Annotated in this window: 15 protein-coding genes; 1 reads left to right on the plus strand and 14 read right to left on the minus strand. The window is 63.4% G+C overall.

Annotation, left to right across the window (positions count from 1 at the left end; translation table 11 throughout):
* Window positions 1-84: 84 nt before the first annotated feature.
* The 14 genes from LG388_RS12090 to LG388_RS12155 form a co-directional block, all read right to left on the minus strand.
* On the minus strand, window positions 85-621 hold the full coding sequence (locus LG388_RS12090; RefSeq protein WP_054257786.1) for an MOSC domain-containing protein: 537 nt from the start codon (window positions 619-621) through the stop codon (window positions 85-87).
* Between the two features lie 23 nt (window positions 622-644).
* Complete coding sequence (locus LG388_RS12095) at window positions 645-1,091, minus strand: hypothetical protein (RefSeq protein WP_008647292.1); 447 nt, start codon at window positions 1,089-1,091, stop codon at window positions 645-647.
* A 13-nt stretch (window positions 1,092-1,104) separates the two neighbouring features.
* Window positions 1,105-2,082, minus strand: coding sequence for an L-histidine N(alpha)-methyltransferase (gene egtD / locus LG388_RS12100; protein WP_225783023.1), 978 nt, complete (start codon window positions 2,080-2,082; stop codon window positions 1,105-1,107).
* Entirely contained in the window at window positions 2,079-3,287 is a 1,209-nt protein-coding gene (gene egtB, locus LG388_RS12105; protein WP_199445272.1) for an ergothioneine biosynthesis protein EgtB, read from the minus strand. The genes egtD and egtB overlap by 4 nt, the downstream gene beginning before the upstream one ends.
* Before the next feature lie 21 nt (window positions 3,288-3,308).
* On the minus strand, window positions 3,309-4,070 hold the full coding sequence (locus LG388_RS12110; RefSeq protein WP_225783024.1) for an FAD-binding oxidoreductase: 762 nt from the start codon (window positions 4,068-4,070) through the stop codon (window positions 3,309-3,311).
* Window positions 4,063-4,671, minus strand: a complete 609-nt coding sequence (locus tag LG388_RS12115; protein ID WP_225783025.1) for a sulfite oxidase-like oxidoreductase — start codon at window positions 4,669-4,671, stop codon at window positions 4,063-4,065. Before LG388_RS12115 ends, LG388_RS12110 begins: the two co-directional genes overlap by 8 nt.
* A gap of 17 nt (window positions 4,672-4,688) precedes the next feature.
* Window positions 4,689-6,098 carry a mercuric reductase gene (locus LG388_RS12120; RefSeq protein ID WP_225783026.1) on the minus strand — a complete coding sequence of 470 codons (1,410 nt, stop codon included), beginning with the start codon at window positions 6,096-6,098 and terminating at the stop codon, window positions 4,689-4,691.
* Window positions 6,095-6,376 (minus strand): DUF427 domain-containing protein, encoded by a 282-nt coding sequence (locus LG388_RS12125; RefSeq protein WP_034053981.1) that lies wholly within the window; start codon window positions 6,374-6,376, stop codon window positions 6,095-6,097. The genes LG388_RS12120 and LG388_RS12125 overlap by 4 nt, the downstream gene beginning before the upstream one ends.
* Before the next feature lie 32 nt (window positions 6,377-6,408).
* Window positions 6,409-7,629, minus strand: coding sequence for a bifunctional alpha/beta hydrolase/OsmC family protein (locus LG388_RS12130; RefSeq protein ID WP_008647313.1), 1,221 nt, complete (start codon window positions 7,627-7,629; stop codon window positions 6,409-6,411).
* Entirely contained in the window at window positions 7,626-8,066 is a 441-nt protein-coding gene (gene msrB, locus LG388_RS12135; RefSeq protein WP_034054008.1) for a peptide-methionine (R)-S-oxide reductase MsrB, read from the minus strand. The genes LG388_RS12130 and msrB overlap by 4 nt, the downstream gene beginning before the upstream one ends.
* A gap of 567 nt (window positions 8,067-8,633) precedes the next feature.
* Entirely contained in the window at window positions 8,634-10,166 is a 1,533-nt protein-coding gene (locus LG388_RS12140; RefSeq protein WP_225783027.1) for a YdiU family protein, read from the minus strand.
* Between the two features lie 105 nt (window positions 10,167-10,271).
* Window positions 10,272-10,658 (minus strand): peroxiredoxin, encoded by a 387-nt coding sequence (locus tag LG388_RS12145; protein WP_225783028.1) that lies wholly within the window; start codon window positions 10,656-10,658, stop codon window positions 10,272-10,274.
* 85 nt (window positions 10,659-10,743) lie between these two features.
* A complete protein-coding gene (gene msrA, locus LG388_RS12150) occupies window positions 10,744-11,253 on the minus strand; it encodes a peptide-methionine (S)-S-oxide reductase MsrA (RefSeq protein WP_225783029.1) in 510 nt (169 codons plus the stop codon).
* Between the two features lie 123 nt (window positions 11,254-11,376).
* Window positions 11,377-12,228 carry an AraC family transcriptional regulator gene (locus tag LG388_RS12155; protein WP_052157284.1) on the minus strand — a complete coding sequence of 284 codons (852 nt, stop codon included), beginning with the start codon at window positions 12,226-12,228 and terminating at the stop codon, window positions 11,377-11,379.
* Window positions 12,229-12,297: 69 nt separating this feature from the next.
* Here LG388_RS12155 and LG388_RS12160 point away from each other — a divergent pair, with 69 nt between their 5' ends.
* Window positions 12,298-14,157: a glutamine--tRNA ligase/YqeY domain fusion protein gene (locus LG388_RS12160; protein WP_197970338.1), complete on the plus strand. Its 1,860-nt coding sequence runs from the start codon at window positions 12,298-12,300 to the stop codon at window positions 14,155-14,157.
* Window positions 14,158-14,421: the final 264 nt, after the last annotated feature.

Consider the following 14,421-nt stretch of genomic DNA (forward strand, 5'->3'; position numbering starts at 1 on the left):
TCCGCGAAAACCGGGGCGGTTCACCACCGGTCATCTGGAGAAGATGGAGAAACCCAGGCGTACGCTCTGCTTCGATCATGGCTATCAACCCACGGTGGATTCAACCTCAAGGTTAACGGTATCTCCAACCCGTAGCACGCCACCTTCAACGATCCGTGCCGTGGCGCCCCCGTGACCACGCAGCGCGGCGTAACCGCCTTCACCGAGCTCGTCCTCCATGCGTGAACAAGGAGGACATGGCCCCGTGATTTCAATGCGGACCGATCCGCCAATTCGCCAGACAAAGCTTTCTTCCCGGAAAGGTGAATGCATTGCGGCGATGTTGATCCCCGAGATCACGAGGTTGCGCCGCAAACGCTCCGGGGCAACTGGAGCTTGCCCCGTCCAGACCCCGAGCAAGCTGAGGTGCTCAGCCTGGATCAGACTCAGCTCGCGATGGCGTTGCGCATCCGACTGCCGAAGCCGCAGGGAGCGGTGATCGCCAATCAGCCCGAGACCCGGTTCGGCCCTGGCTTCATGCACGGACACCGCGTCCTTGAGGCGATCCGGGCGCAGAACGATGGCATCAAGTCGACCTGTGCCATGAAAGCGCCGGACCAGGTCGCGCAGCGTGCTGCCCATCGTTCAGACTCGAATGAGGTGCATCACAAGACTTCCTCGATGTGCAGTTCGCGTTGCCGGAAGCTGACAACATCACCGGCTCGGGCATCTGCGATCGCTGCGTAGATGGGCGCCTGGGTGGAAATTCCCATGTAGGTGTTGCCGTCGCACTGGAAGGCATCGCTAGCAACCGCAATCACGAACCAACGCCCGTCGATGCGAACCACGGCGCCTGTCTCCACCGAATCCCGGGGACCGAAATCGATCTGACGCAAGACTTCCAGGGCCTCCTGATGATCGTGAATGGGGCATTCGAACGCCTGCGCCAGAGCGGCATTGTTGACGGCCCGCGACGCCGCATCGCTTTCACTGGGTTCATCTCCGCGGCCCGCCGCACCGACCAGGTATTGCGCATAGGTCTGTTCAGCAAACCGCAGGCGCCCTTCGGCAAGGTCCAGCATGGTCTGGCGCAGATGGGTCTTGTTGCTCATTAGGGCTCCTATGTCAGATCGACGTTTGTTGCGATGGGGTGAACGGTAGGCGGTGCCAGACGGTGATGGCGTACCAGCCTCGGGCGTCGGTCAGGGTGCAGGTGTTGTCAAACCCGCTTCGGCGTGCGAGGTGTTCGATCGAAGCCATGGAGTATTTCTGGGATTGCTCTGTATAGATGGTCTCCCCCGCATGGAACACGAACCCTCGGTCAAGGGTTTTGCTGTGGACCACCTGGTCAACCTGGCTCACCAGAAAGCTTCTGGCCACGTGTTCCAACGGACAGTAGCTGGCGTAATGTCGAAACTTCGTCAGATCGAAGTCCATGCCCAATTCGCGATTTAGCCGCGTCAGCAGGTTCAGATTGAACGCAGCAGTCACGCCCTGGGAGTCATCGTAAGCTGCGCGCAACATGGCCGGGTCCTTGACCAGATCCAGACCAAGCAGCACAAGGTCACCCGGGCGCAAATGCGAATGCACCCGCTGCAGCAGCTTGACGGCACCGTGTTCGTCCAGGTTGCCCAGATTGCTGCCCAGCAACATTGCAACCTGGCGTCGCCCTTCGGCAATCTGCGGCCAATGCTCGAAATAGTCTCCCAGCACCGGTTCGATGGCCATGCGGGGGAGGTACGTGTCAAAGCGGCGGCTCAGATCCGCTAGGGCGTGTGCGGACACATCCATAGGCCTGTAGATGCAATCCACTTCACGTTGCGCCAGTGCCTGGCACAGCGACAGCGTTTTGGCCCCGTCGCCGCTGCCCAGTTCAATCAGATCGATCGGGCTGCACCGAGGATCTATCCACCGGGAAAGCTCATCCGCGCGTGAGCGCAGCAGCTCGTGCTCAAGGCGTGTGAGGTAGTACTCGGGCAGCGCCATGATCTGCTGAAACAGGCGCGAGCCCTCATCGTCGTAGAACCAAGCGGATGAGAGCGCCTTCTGTGGTCGTGTCAACCCTTGCAGAACATGCTCTGTCAGTCTGTCCCGATCAGTCATGCCGAGTCCCGCGAGCGAACAGGACGGATGCCCGTGAACTGCCAACGCAATGGAGCGTGAAAGAAGTTCCGGTATGTCAAACGGGCGTGGCCCGGTGATGTGGCCCAGGACGCTCCGCGCAAGACCTGCTGGTTCACCATGAACTTCCCGTTGTACTCCCCTACTGCGCCCTCGCTGCGGGCAAAACCGGGATAGGGCTGATAGGCGCTCCGCGTCCATTCCCATCGACGCCCCCAGCCGAACCGGCTTGCCGCTGCTTCCCACTCGAATTCGGTGGGCAATCTCCACCCCGCCCAATCGCAGAAAGCGTGTGCCTCGTAGTAACTGACGTGCGTGACCGGTGCCTGACTGGTCAGCGGCATCACCCCCTGGAGCGTGTAATGACCCCATCCGTCAGGCTGGTTAGGGTCGGGCTGCCAGTACATCGGCGCACGGTGTTCGAGCGTTTGCACCCAGTCCCAGCCTTCCGCATGCCAGAGCGAATGGCGCTGATATCCTCCGTCGCGCATGAACTGAAGGTATTCATCATTGGTGACTAGCGCCACACGGATGTCTACCCCTTGAATGAGCGCCAAATGCGATGGCGACTCGTTGTCGAAGGCGAACCCTGGCCCCTGGTGGCCGATGCGAATCGTCTGCCCTTCGACGCTAAGCCAATCGTCCAGGGGTGGGCAGGTGCCATCATGTTCGGCCGTCACATCTTGGGGACCGATGCCCAGAGGGTCATACGCCGGATGCAATGGGTTGTGGCCCAGGATGTACTTGATGTCTGTGATCAGCAACTCCTGATGCTGTTGTTCATGCTGCATGCCCAGCTCTACCAAAGCCGCGACCGCGGGCTCCAGTGGTTCCTTCAGCAGACGGCGCATGGACTCGTCCACATGCGCGCGGTACGCCATCACCTCAGCCACCGTCGGGCGACTCAAGCTCCCTCGTTGCGGGCGTGCCAGGTGAGCGCCCTCCGATTCGTAGTAGCTGTTGAACAGGTAGCCATACAGAGGATGGAACAGCCGATAGTCCGGCTGTTGTTTCGCGAGGACAAAAGTCTCGAAGAACCACGTGGTGTGGGCCAAGTGCCACTTCGGCGGACTGACGTCGGAAACCGGTTGGGGAACATGGTCCTCGGCACTCAGAGGGGCACACAGACGTTCGCTGCGCGAACGGACAGAGACGTATCGGGTTAGGCGGATGTCTTCAGGTGTCACGGCAGATGAGAAAAAAGAGAGTCAACTTCCGAAGCGCTCGGTGCGGATGGAGGCCTCGGGCACATTCAGCCCGGTGACCATATGAACGATGGACTCGACAAAGTCATTACGCCCGCAGATGAAAACCTGCGCAGATTCGGTCGCCACATCACCCAATTGCTGCAATGCCCAAGCAACATCGGCTCCATCAATGCGGCCAACGTGGTCCTGTGCGCGCGGGGCACAGGTATCCCGCGAGAGTGCCAGTCGGCTGCGAAACCGCGGCGTAAACGCTTCCCATCGCTGCAGGGTGGGCCAGAGCAACACTTCGTCAAGATGGCGTGCGGCAACCAACAGCGTTGTATGCGCTTGGCTGTATGCACCCACGCGTTGCGCTGCCATGGACAAAAGGGGAACGACGCCAGATCCTCCCCCAATCAGCAAGGCTGGTCGTGTGTTCGACTCGTCAAGCACAAAATGACCTCCAACCGGTCCGAGGACTTCAATCGTTTCGCCGTGCTGGGCCTTGTCGTGAAACCAGGTGGATACTTCGCCATCGTCCAAACGCTCAATGCCAAGCTCATAGAGCCCGGTACGTTGAGGAGGTGAGAGGAGTGAATAGCTCCGTTGTGCCTGATAGCCGTCTTCCGCTGTCAGTCGGACATCCAAATGCTGGCCCGGCCTCGGGCGAACCCAAATGTCGGGACGCAGCACTACCTGCATGACGCGTGGAGTCAGTGCTTGCAACGCTTCGATGCGTGCGGTCTGCCAGCTCAGCCGTTGTTGACCAACAGCCTCATCCATAGCGCTCTTCCTTGAAAGGGTCGCCTCGCATGTGATAGCCCCGCAGTTCCCAGAACCCGGCCTCGTCGCGCTCGTTGAACTGAAGCGCATTGACCCACTTGGCCGACTTCCAGAAATAGAGATGCGGCACCAACAGGCGTGCCGGTCCCCCGTGCTCGGGCGCGAGCGGTCGGTCGTCGTAGTGCGTTGCGATCATTGCGCGCCCTTGTGTCAGATCGGCCAACGGCACGTTGGTGGAGTAGCCGTCCTGGGAATGCGCCAACACCCAAGGCGTGGGCGCTTCCAGTCCGGCCGCCTGCAACAAGGTGTCCAACTTCACACCGCGCCAGCGGGTGTCGAATTTCGACCAGGTGGTAACGCAATGGATATCGACCACCTGCTCGGTCTGGGGCAGGGCCTGGAATTCGCTCCAGGTCCAAACGCGAACCGGCCGCACACCGACCTTCAAGGTCAAGCGCCAATCGCCAAGCGCCAAGGCTTTTGGGGTGGGGCCCGCAGTCAGCACGGGAAAACCTTCCGTCAGGGACTGTCCTGGCGGAAGTCGACCGCCGTGGTTGTGGACATCGCGATTGCGGCCGCTGAATGAGCGGTTGATGGGCATGGTGTGGGTCCTCCGGCTCACCCAGGACTTGCGGTCAAGGGCTTGCGTCGATCAATGATGGTGGGCAGGAACTCGGTGACCGTCGGGTGAACGGGCAATGCATCCCGGACCAACTTCCAGGTGCCGCCACTGGCCATCACCAGACCGATCGCCTGAATGATCTCGTCCGACTGGATCCCGAGCATGGTCGCTCCGAGGAAATGACCACTGTCCTCATCGATGAGGAGCTTGATCTTGCCCACGGTTTCGCCTTCTTCCTTCGCGCGACTGACGTCCTTCATGGCGTGAACCGCCTGGGAAATGCGTCGCCCTTCGGTCACGAGTTTTCGCGCGTCGGCCTCATAAAGACCGACGTGGGCCAGCGGAGGATCGGTAAACATGGCATAAATGCCGACGCGCGCGGCGGCGCTGCGTTGCCCTCCGGCCAGGTTCTCCGCCACGATGTCCTGATCGTGGTAGCTGGTGTGGGTAAAGGCCCCGCGCTGATTGATGTCACCCAGCGCCCAGATGCCGGGAACCGCGGTTTCGAGCCGGTCGTTGGTGACCAGGTAGCCTCGCGCACTGACCTCCAGGCCCACCGTTTCCAGGCCCAGACAGTCGGTGTTCGGTATTCGCCCGGTGGCCACCAGCAGGTGGCTGCCATCCACGCTGCGGCCACCAGCCAACTGCACCCGCACGCCAGCGTCGTTGTCCGCCTTGCCGACCCGCTCAATGCGCACGCCGGTGTTCACTTCGATGCCTTCCGCTGTCAGCATTCCGGTCACAGCGGCTGCAATGTCCTCGTCCTCGCGGGCCGTGAGGCGGGGCCCTGTTTCCAGAATGGCAACCTCACTTCCCAGCCGCCGAAAGATCTGAGCCATCTCCAGGCTGATGTATCCACCGCCGATGATCACCAGCCTGGACGGTAATTCACGCAGCGCCAACAGCCGTTCGTTGTCCAGGAACGGCAGCTCGTCCAGCCCAGGCACCGGCGGAACAAAGGGACGTGTGCCGGTGTTCAGCACCACCTTGGGCGCCACCAGCTGATGCTCGCCGGCCAGCACCACGAACTGTTGGCCTTCACGGCCCGCCAGGCGACCGCGCGCCTTGATGATGGTGAGTCCTTCCAACTGGCCCAGCCAGGCCTGCAGGCCAGAGCGAGCCTCCTCCACCCGGCGTTGCATGCGCTCCATCGCTGCCCTGAAGTTGACCTGGACCGACCCGGTTTGCACACCGAATTCGCTGGCCCGGCGCGCCATGTGAGCCACACGAGCCGACTTGCGTAGGGTCTTGGTTGGGGTGCAGCCCCGATTGACACAGGTACCACCCAGGTCACGCTCCTCGATGAGCGCCACCTTCATACCCCGGGCAACGAGTGTCGCGCCCAGAAAGGGACCGGCCTGACCGGCTCCGATCACGATCGCGTCGAACCTCTGTTCCCCGCTCATGGCCGCACCTCGACACCGCGCCAGAACGCCACCCTGCCGGTCACCGCCTCCGCACCAGCCTTGGGCGACGGGTAGTACCACGCCGCGTCAGCGTTCACGTCTTCGCCGACCACGACGTCGTAGTAGCTGGCCCGCCCCTTCCATGGACAGGTGGTGTGCGTATCGCTTGGTTTGAAATGTTCCGGGCGCAACGCGTCGTGTGGGAAATAGGCGTTGCCTTCAACTTCCACGATGTCATCGCTCTCAGCGATGGTGGTGCCTTTCCAGATGGCTCTCATGCTCCGTCTCCTTCGTTTGTGTGTGGTTGGGATCAGTCCCGAATCAGTGTGGTGGTGATCACCGGATGGTTCTCCAGCGTTCGATGCACGGGGCAACGATCGGCGATGCGCAACAGGTCCTGTCGCTGGCTTTCACTCAACGGTCCGCTCAGCAGGAGCTGCCGCGTGACGTGGTCAACCTGTCCCGAGCGATCCCCGCACTCCTGGCAATCGGTCGCGTGCGCGCGCTCATGACGCAACCTGACCTGGACATCCTTGAGCGCATAGCCTTTTCGCTTGGCGTACTGGCGCAATGTCATGGACGTGCAGGCGCCCAGCGACATCAGCAGAAGTTCATAAGGATCGGGCCCGCGTTCGCCACCACCCACTTCCTTGGGCTCATCGGCGTCGAGGTGGTGCGGACCTGCTCGCATCGATCGCCAGAAGGCGTGATCGTGCTCCCCCACCCACACCTCGCCCGCACGAAGGTCCGACGGCGCATCGTTTCGCTCGGCTCGCATCGGCAGAAACCGCGAGGCCCAGGCGCCAATCAGGTCAGCCGCATACTGCGCATCGGCCGGGCGCGTGAGCAGATGGTCCGCATCGTCCAGGCTGATGAAACTCTTAGGATGTCTGGCCGCCTTGAACAGGTCCTGTGCCTCGCCGATGTCCACCACCGCGTCACTTGGCGCGTGCATAACCAGCAAGGCCGCGCGAAGCCCCTTGACCGGGTTCTCGTGGGCTTGGGCCTGGAGCTCTTCAATGAAGGCCGGCGCGATCCTGAACGCCCGGCCGCCCAGGTCGACCTGGATCTGCCCATCCTCTTCGGACTTGGTCGGACCGAAGTGACGAAGCACATGGTCGGCCGTCGCGGGTGCGCCCAGCGTGCAAACCGCCCGTATGCCGTCGAGGCGGGCAGCCGCCGCGATGGCCGCCGTCCCCCCCAGGCTGTGTCCGACCAACAGTGCAGGCATGCCGATCGTGCTCTGCATCCAGTGCACCGCCGCCACAATGTCCGCCACGCTGGACGAAAAGCCACCGCGCCCGAAGTCGCCTTCGCTCTCGCCCAGACCGGTGAAATCAAAGCGCAGCGTGGCGATGCCCTGCTGAGCCAGCGCCCGGCTGATGCGGGTCGCGGCGAGAGAGTTCTTTCCGCAGGTAAAGCAGTGGGCAAACACCGCCAGGGCTTGTAACGGTGCATGGTCCGGGCGTTCCAAGACACCCACCAGCAGACCCTGGCTGCTGCCAGCGAAGCCTACCTTTTCGCTGCTCATGCTTTCTCCAGTGCCAGGGCGTTGATGCAGTAGCGCAGACCGCTGGGCTTGGGTCCGTCGGGAAACACGTGACCCAGGTGGGCGTCGCAGACGTTGCACGTCGTCTCCACCCGCACCATGCCGTGGCTGTTGTCTCCGTGATAGCCCACCAGACCCGGGGCAATGGCCTGCGTGAAGCTGGGCCAGCCGCTGCGGCTGTCATATTTGGTCGACGCATCGAATAGTTCAGTGCCGCAGCACACGCACCGGTAGATCCCGGGCGAAAACAGCGTACACATCGAGGAGCTGTGCGCCCGTTCGGTGCCCTTGAGCCGCGTGATTCGGAACTGCTCGGGCGTCAGCTGTTGGGCCCACTCGGCTTCGCTGCGCTCAACTCGGCGCGGTGGCGTCGGGTTGCCCGTTTCCACCAGTTGAATCACTCCTTTCCAAGTCAACATGTCGGGCCCAGGCTCCGGTGCCGCCGGTTCGTTTTCCAGCCGCTTGAGAAAGGTGACGAGCTTGTCGGCGTCGATTCGGAAATGGTTGTAGACCACTCTGCCATCGGGATCGATCAGGATGAACCAGGGTGTGCCGCCGTTGCGGTAGCGGCGCATCAGCTCCGAACCCGCGCCGTCCTGTTCGTCACCGGCGTCGTGCCCGAAGGGAATGCCCAGCGCGTAGCGGGAGTGATTGGCCAGCATGCGCTCCCAGGTGTTCGAACCGAAGTCCTCGAACACGGTCTGGACTGCGGCGAACCCGACGAAGTCGCTCCCCCGAAACGCGTCGACCACCCGGGCAAGCGCCGGAAAGCCGGTCGCATGGCACCCCGGGCAGGCGTCCTGAAAACAGAAGATGAGCTTGAACCGGCCGGGCATGCGGTCCAGGTCGAAGTGTTCCAGCGCCTGGCCCGACGCGTCCACCCACCGGGTCACACCCAGGGGAGCGGCCGCTTCGCCAAGGACACCGGGTTCCTGTTTCGTTGTGGTCATGCGAAGTCTCCTTTCAGAAATCGTTGGGTACCCCAATCAGGTGCCGCAGAAGGTGCGGTGGGCTGCGGCCACTTCGGGCGAGGCCGGCAGCGTGAATGGCCGCGCGGACTCCACCGTCTCGTACGGCCGCCCCAGCACCGCCAGCAGGCGCTCGAACGGACCGAGGTCGGCCTCGTCCACGGCACTCGACAGCGCCGCCTCCACCTGGTGATTGCGCGGGATCACGAAGGGATTGACCGACCACGCCGTTGCGGCGCAGTCCTGCAAGGTCCTTCCCTCCCGGGCCATGCGCTGGCGCCAGCGCGCCAGCCAGTCCGAGAGCGCCGGGCGCTCCCGTCCGAACAGGTCGTGCAGTGCGGCATCCGGCCCCGTGATGGCGTCGGACAGGAGGCGGAACGCCAGCGTGAAGTCCACCTTTTCCCGCTGCAGCAGCTGCAGGAAGTCGTCCGCCAGGGCGCGGTCGTCCGGCTCTTCAGCGGCCAAGCCCAGCTTGGCGCGCAGCTGCCCGGTCCAATGCCGGTCAAAGCGCACGGCAAACCCGGCCACCACCTGTTCCACCCGTTCCACGACGTCGATATCGCGGGCGTCCAGAACCGGCAGCAACGCTTCGGCCAGACGGGCCAGGTTCCATTGCGCCATGGCCGGCTGCTGGCCGTAGGCATATCGCCCCTGACGGTCGATCGAGCTGAACACCGTGGCCGGATCGAAACCCTCCATGAACGCACACGGACCATAGTCGATGGTCTCGCCCGAAATGCTCATGTTGTCGGTGTTCATCACCCCGTGGATGAAGCCCACGCCCATCCAGCGTGCAATCAGCTGCGCCTGCCGCTCACAGACGGCCTCCAGCATCGGAGTGGGCTTGTCGGAAAGCTTGGCGAGGGCGGGGTCATGCCGCGCCACGGCATAGTCAAGCAGCCGCCGAAGCATCACCTCCTCCTCCCGCGCCGCGAAGAACTCAAAAGTGCCCACCCGCAAGTGGCTGGCCGCCACGCGCACCAAGATCGCCCCGGGGGGCGAGCCCTCGCGGTTCACCCGCTCACCGGTCCGGATCACCGCCAGCGCACGCGTCGTGGGAATGCCCAACGCGTGCATGGCCTCGCCCATGAGGTACTCGCGCAGCGCCGGGCCCAGTGCCGCCTTGCCATCGCCACGGCGCGAAAACGGCGTACGGCCCGACCCCTTGAGGGCCAGGTCCCGACGCTGTCCTGCCGTGTCGATGAGTTCCCCGAGCAGCAAGGCGCGGCCATCCCCCAAGTGTGGCGAGAACTGGCCGAACTGGTGTCCCGCGTAGGCCTGCGCCAGCGGCGCCGCCTCAGCCGGCATTTCCACGCCGGACAGCCACGCCAGACCGGTCGCAGACTTCAGCGTCGCCGGCTCCAGCCCCAGCTCCAGCGCCAGGGCGTCGTTGAACTGCACCCAGGCCGGGGCCGGGGACGGCTCGGGCTTCCAAGGCACATAGAACCCCTGCATGTCCCGGAAGAAGCTGTTGTCAAACGGCAGCCGAAACGCCGGGCCCGTCCCCGGCGTCTTCGGCTCCGACACGGCCTTTGGTGTGGACGCACGCATGACTTCAGGCCGCCTTGAGACCATCGTTCGAAGCGCCGAACGCCCCGATCAGCTGCCGCTCGTCGAGCTCGAAGTCGCTGTAGAGCACCTCGTCCAGCGGATCGATCACCAAAACCACGGCGTGCCGCGCGTCCCGTAGTCCGCCATGAGCGACGACGCGCGTCCGATCGCAGGGTCGTGTCCGAACGGAATGTTCAAGCCGTAGCGCAACTGCGTCTCGCGCAGGCGCTCGAAGGTGTTGGACTCGGCGCCCTCGAACACGGTCTGCACCGCGGCAAACGCGAAGCCGCGATCGCCCAACGCCTTGATCAGCTTCTGCAGGGTCGGAAAGCCATGGCTGTGGCAGCCCGGACACCAGTGCTGGAAGCAGAAGATCACTTTGAACCCGTCGCCCAGATCGGACAGCTTCAGCGGTGCCATGCTGCGCCCTTCGCCGTCGATCCACCACGGCACCCGCAGCTCGGGCGCCTGTTGAATGCACCGGGATTGCATCACCATCTCCTCAGGAAAAAAACAGACACACCGGGTCGGCCCGCCCACTGGCGCGCCGACCCCCACCGTTCTTGAGCGTTGGCCGTCAGCCGATCTCGCGTCGCGGCAGCTTCCAGCCCGCACGGGGGTAGTGGCAGGTGTAGCCGTTGGGGTGCTTGACCAGGTAGTCCTGATGCTCGGGCTCGGCCTCCCAGAACGGCCCCGCGGGCGCGAGCTCGGTGACCACCTTGCCCGGCCACAAACCCGAGGCATTCACATCGGCAATGGTCTGCTGCGCCGTGGCCAGCTGCTCGTCCGAGGTGTAGAAAATGGCCGACCGGTAGGAACTGCCGCGGTCATTGCCCTGGCGCCCCGGGGTGCTCGGATCGTGGATCTGGAAGAAGAACTCCAGCAGGTCGCGAAAGCTCGTCTGCGTGGGGTCGAACTCCACCTCCAACGCCTCGGCGTGGGTGCCGTGGTTGCGGTAGGTGGCGTTGGGCACATCGCCGCCGCTGTAGCCCACACGGGTGCGCAACACGCCAGGCAGCTTGCGCACCAGGTCCTGCATGCCCCAGAAACAACCGCCGGCCAGGACTGCTTTTTCAGTCGGGTTCATCGTGATCTCCTTCAAAGTTCTGCCTCAAGGCATTGAACCTGAAGTCGGGTCCGTTCGTCAAACACAACGGCATTCGGCGTCCGCATCACGCCACCGATCGTCCAGAACCAGGGCGCGATGGACCTACGGCTGACTCAGATGCTCCATCTGCCAAGCGCTGGGCGATTGCCCCGAGGCCCGTTGAAACGCTCGCGCGAATGCGGTGGCATTACCGTAGCCCACCTGAGAGGCCACCGCCTTCACTGCCTGCCCTTGCGCGAGTAGGTTGCGGGCAACCGCCATGCGCCAGTGGGTCAAGTAGGTCAACGGCGGTATGCCCACCACCTGGACAAAGCGCAGGGCAAAGGCAGACCGGGACAGGTGCGCCAGCTCCGCCATGCTGTCAAGCGTCCAGTCGTGCTCTGGCGATTCGTGCAGCATGGACAGCACCACACCCAGACGGCTGTCGACCATGGCCTCCAGCACACCGCCGGACAGCAGTTGCCGATCAATCAGGTGACGCACAAGCACCACGAAGGTGTATTGCAGCAGGCGGTCGATCGCTGCCCGATAACCAAAAGCACGTGCCTCGGCCTCCTCGAACAGCAGCTCTACCGGTCGCTGCAGCGATGACGTGGCGGTCAAGTCAATCACCGTGACGTCCGGCAAGATCATGTCCAGCGGCGGCGCCAATTCACTGAGGGTGGCGCACATCAGGTCCACCCCCTGCGGCCCTGAGCCCTGAACCCAGTGCTCCAACGCGCGGGGAAGCAACAGCACGCTGGGCGCCCGCACGTTCAGCGGCGCAAAGCCCTTGCGCGTCAGTTGCAGCTCGCCGCGACTCAGCAGGTGCATCGTCCCCTGCTTGAGGCCGTCAGCCTCGGATCCCTGCGTCAGGGTACAGAGATTTCCCGAGAAAAACATGCGCGCCGTGGGGGTGAACCGTAACAGCTGGTTCAGCAGAGAGGCGTTCGGCAAGGGAGTGCTTTGGTTCAAGCGCGTGACACCTGTTGTGGGTTAGACCTTGATTATCTTGGAGCTTCCGCCTCTCCTTAGAATGACTGCATGCCCCCCCCGTCCCTTTCGTCCAGCATCTCTCGACACCACCAAGCTCCCGCAGAAATTGAGGGCCAGGCGCTCAGGACGTCAAACTTCCTGCGCCAGGTCATTGAAAAAGACCTCGCCACCGGCACCTACGCCCAGCGCCAATGGGGCGGCGGCCCGGGTGATGCCGCCTTCCACGACGCCGGCCAGCCCGACCCGGCCAAGATCCGCACCCGCTTCCCGCCCGAACCCAACGGCTACCTGCACGTGGGCCACGCCAAGAGCATCTGCCTGAACTTCGGCCTGGCGCGCGACTACGGCGGCGTCTGCCACATGCGCTTTGACGACACCAACCCCGAGAAGGAAGAAAAGGAGTACGTGGACTCCATCCTCGACGCGGTGCAGTGGCTGGGTTTCAACTGGGAATCCAACTTCAACGGCAAGCAGGAAAGCCACCTGTACTACGCGTCGAACTACTTCGACTTCATGTACCGCGCGGCCGAATACCTTATCACCGCCGGCCACGCCTATGTGGACGAGCAGACAGCCGAAGACATGCGCATCAACCGCGGCGACTTCGGCAAGCCCGGCGTGGACAGCCCCTTCCGCAGCCGCAGCCCGGAAGAGAACCTGGCCCGCTTCCGCGAGATGCGCGACGGCAAACTGGCCGACGGCGCCGCCGTGCTGCGCGCCAAGATCGACATGGCCTCGCCCAACATCAACCTGCGCGACCCGGCCATCTACCGCATCCGCCGCGCCACGCACCACAACACGGGCGACGCCTGGTGCATCTACCCCATGTACACCTTCGCGCACCCCATCGAGGACGCGCTGGAGCAGATCACCCACAGCATCGCCACGCTGGAATTTGAAGACCAGCGCCCGTTCTACGACTGGTTGCTGGAGCGTTTGTGCGAAGGCGGCCTGCTCAAGGCCCCACCGCCGCGGCAGTACGAATTTGCGCGCCTGAACCTGACCTACGTGATCACCAGCAAGCGCAAGCTGGCGCAGCTGGTGAACGAGAAGAAAGTCAGCGGCTGGGACGACCCGCGCATGCCCACCATCGTCGGCCTGCGCCGCCGCGGCTACACGCCCGAGGCCATCCAGCTGTTTGCCGAACGCATCGGCGTGACCAAGAGCGACTCCTGGATCGACTACAGCACGCTCGACGGCTGCCTGCGCGAAGACCTGGAAAACAAGGCCCACCGCGGCATGGCCGTGCTTGACCCCGTCAAGCTGGTGCTCACCAACTGGGCCGAAGTGTTCGGCTCTGACGGCTACACCGAAGACTGCACCCAGCCCGCCCTGCCCCACAGCACCATTGCCGAAGGCCAGACGCCGCCGCCTGACCGCGTCTTCAAGATCGGCAAGGACGTGTGGATCGAACGCGAAGACTTTGAAGAAGTGCCGCCCAAGGGCTACAAGCGCCTGTTCCCAGGCAACGTGGTGCGCCTCAAAGGCGGCTACGTCATCGAATGCACGGGTTGCGCCAAAGACGCCGAAGGCAAAGTGACCGAAGTGCACGCCAAGGTCATCCCCGGCACCAAGAGCGGCACCCCCGGCGCCGACAGCGTCAAGGCCAAAGCCGCCATCACCTGGGTGGGCAACGCCGACGGGGTGAGCGCCGAAGTGCGCCTGTACGACCGCCTGTTCACCGACCCGCAACCCGACGCGGGCGGCAAGAACTTCCTGGACGCGCTGAACCCCGACAGCCTGAAGGTGGTGACGGCGGTTGTGGAGCCTTCACTGGCTGCAGCGAAGCCAGACCAGAAATTCCAGTTTGAGCGCCACGGCTACTTCGTGGCCGACCGTGCGGACCACGGGGTGGGCGGGAAAGTGGTGTTCAACCGGGTGACGGGGTTGAAGGATCGTTGGAATTGATCGCTATTCCCACTCTGTGCTTGCTTAATGCCTCGTACAAATCGTCTTTGTTGAAGACATCGCCTTGCACCACTTCACTCTCAGAATCTGGGGGTAGCTATCTACTCCGTTTTGGCGAGTAGGTGAACAGATCCGGAACAACGCGCGGTTGATACAGCCACACAGGAGTTGCTGAGCGTTTGCCCGGTAAACCTGTCTTGAATCGTCCCGAGGAGATTCGAACGCGCTGCCTAAAGCAACCACGCAAGCAACGTGAGCCGTTTT

It is taken from the genome of Xenophilus sp. Marseille-Q4582, from assembly GCF_916700565.1.
In the GTDB taxonomy this organism is placed as follows: domain Bacteria; phylum Pseudomonadota; class Gammaproteobacteria; order Burkholderiales; family Burkholderiaceae_C; genus Xenophilus.

Excerpts from the sequence above, each read along its gene's own strand:
- LG388_RS12090 (WP_054257786.1), bottom strand. The coding sequence starts at position 621 with ATGGGCAGCACGCTGCGCGACCTGGTCCGGCGCTTTCATGGCACAGGT.
- LG388_RS12095 (WP_008647292.1), bottom strand. The coding sequence starts at position 1,091 with ATGAGCAACAAGACCCATCTGCGCCAGACCATGCTGGACCTTGCCGAA.
- egtD (WP_225783023.1), bottom strand. The coding sequence starts at position 2,082 with ATGACTGATCGGGACAGACTGACAGAGCATGTTCTGCAAGGGTTGACA.
- LG388_RS12110 (WP_225783024.1), bottom strand. The coding sequence starts at position 4,070 with ATGGATGAGGCTGTTGGTCAACAACGGCTGAGCTGGCAGACCGCACGC.
- LG388_RS12115 (WP_225783025.1), bottom strand. The coding sequence starts at position 4,671 with ATGCCCATCAACCGCTCATTCAGCGGCCGCAATCGCGATGTCCACAAC.
- LG388_RS12120 (WP_225783026.1), bottom strand. The coding sequence starts at position 6,098 with ATGAGCGGGGAACAGAGGTTCGACGCGATCGTGATCGGAGCCGGTCAG.
- LG388_RS12125 (WP_034053981.1), bottom strand. The coding sequence starts at position 6,376 with ATGAGAGCCATCTGGAAAGGCACCACCATCGCTGAGAGCGATGACATC.
- LG388_RS12130 (WP_008647313.1), bottom strand. The coding sequence starts at position 7,629 with ATGAGCAGCGAAAAGGTAGGCTTCGCTGGCAGCAGCCAGGGTCTGCTG.
- msrB (WP_034054008.1), bottom strand. The coding sequence starts at position 8,066 with ATGTTGACTTGGAAAGGAGTGATTCAACTGGTGGAAACGGGCAACCCG.
- LG388_RS12140 (WP_225783027.1), bottom strand. The coding sequence starts at position 10,166 with ATGCGTGCGTCCACACCAAAGGCCGTGTCGGAGCCGAAGACGCCGGGG.
- LG388_RS12145 (WP_225783028.1), bottom strand. The coding sequence starts at position 10,658 with ATGCAATCCCGGTGCATTCAACAGGCGCCCGAGCTGCGGGTGCCGTGG.
- msrA (WP_225783029.1), bottom strand. The coding sequence starts at position 11,253 with ATGAACCCGACTGAAAAAGCAGTCCTGGCCGGCGGTTGTTTCTGGGGC.
- LG388_RS12160 (WP_197970338.1), top strand. The coding sequence starts at position 12,298 with ATGCCCCCCCCGTCCCTTTCGTCCAGCATCTCTCGACACCACCAAGCT.